This window comes from Calidifontimicrobium sp. SYSU G02091 (assembly GCF_022631395.1).
Classification (GTDB): domain Bacteria; phylum Pseudomonadota; class Gammaproteobacteria; order Burkholderiales; family Burkholderiaceae_C; genus Calidifontimicrobium; species Calidifontimicrobium sediminis.
On record NZ_JALBGB010000080.1, the window covers coordinates 1 to 1276 of the forward strand.

At 65.2% G+C, this 1276-nt stretch carries 1 protein-coding gene; it reads right to left on the reverse strand.

The window, feature by feature from the left end:
- Positions 1-40 precede the first annotated feature (40 nt).
- A protein-coding gene (locus MOJ79_RS18830) for an IS3 family transposase (protein ID WP_241925535.1) occupies positions 41-1212 on the reverse strand; the annotation gives its coding sequence in 2 pieces (ribosomal slippage) (positions 41-957 and positions 957-1212; 1173 coding nt in all).
- Between the last annotated feature and the right edge of the window lie 64 nt (positions 1213-1276).

Consider the following 1276-nt stretch of genomic DNA (forward strand, 5'->3'; position numbering starts at 1 on the left):
TGACCTTGCCCGCGTTTCCCGGATCCCATAGCCGAGACCATCACGCGGCTTGCCTTTGCTGGGCGGCAAGCCAAGCCCTCTCGAACTGCATCGGGCTGACGTAGCCAAGCGACGAGTGCAGCCGCCGGTGGTTGTAGAACGTCAGCCAGTCGACGATCTCGTCCATCGCAGCCCGCCGGGTTTCGAAGCGGCGTCCGTGCAGCCTGCCGACCTTCAACGATCCCCACAGGCTTTCGGTGGGCGCATTGTCCCAGCAGTTACCCTTGCGGCTCATTGAGCTGCGCATGCCGTAACCGGTCAGCATCTTCTGGAACTCCGCGCTGCAGTATTGGCTGCCACGGTCGGCGTGGAAGATCAAGCCGGCTTCGGGCCTGCGCCGGAACCAGGCCATGCGCAATGCGTCGATGACCAGCTCGCGCCGCATGTGCGGCTTCATCGACCAGCCCACCACCTGGCGGCTGAACAGGTCGATGACCACGGCCAGGTACAGCCAGCCTTCGTCGGTGGCGATGTAGGTGATGTCGCTCGTCCAGACACGATGGGGAGCGGCCGGCGTGAACTCCCGGTTGAGCAGGTTCTCGGCCACCGGCAACCCATGGTTGCTGTCGGTGGTCGCCTTGAACTTGCGCTTGCCCCGGGCCTTGATGCCGTGCAGCTTCATGAGTTTGCGCACGCGCTCCTTGCCCACGCGGATGCCGCGCGCGAGCAACTCCTTCCACACCCGTGGCCAGCCGTATTCGCCGCGCGACTCGGCGTGAATGGCACGGATGTGCACCAGCAACGCGTCGTCGCTGACGTTGCGCCGGGGCTTGGCCGATCGCAGCTTGTGGTCGTGGTATCCGCTGGGGCTCACGCCCAGCACCTCGCAGGCCAGCGACACCGGCCAGTGCTGGCGGTGCCGCTCGATCCAGGCGTACTTCACCCCCGCTCCTTCGCGAAGTACGCCGTCGCTTTTCCCAGGATGTCGCGCTCCATCTTCACGCGCGCCAACTCCGCGCGCAGCCGCGCGATCTCCATTTGCTCGGGACTCACCGGCTTCGTGCCAGCGCCCGTCAGCCGACCGTCCTTGTCGGCCTTGATCCAGTTGTGCAGCGTCTGCTCGGCGATGCCCAGGATCTTGGCCGTGGCCGCCATGCTCTGCCCGCCCTTGACCCGCCGCACCGCCTCGAGCTTGAACTCCAGCGTGTACCGCGCTCTCGTTGCCTTCGTCACTTCACGTTCTCCTTGCTTGGATTGAATCACTCAGCAAGGGATCCGGTTTTCGAGGGCAAGGTCA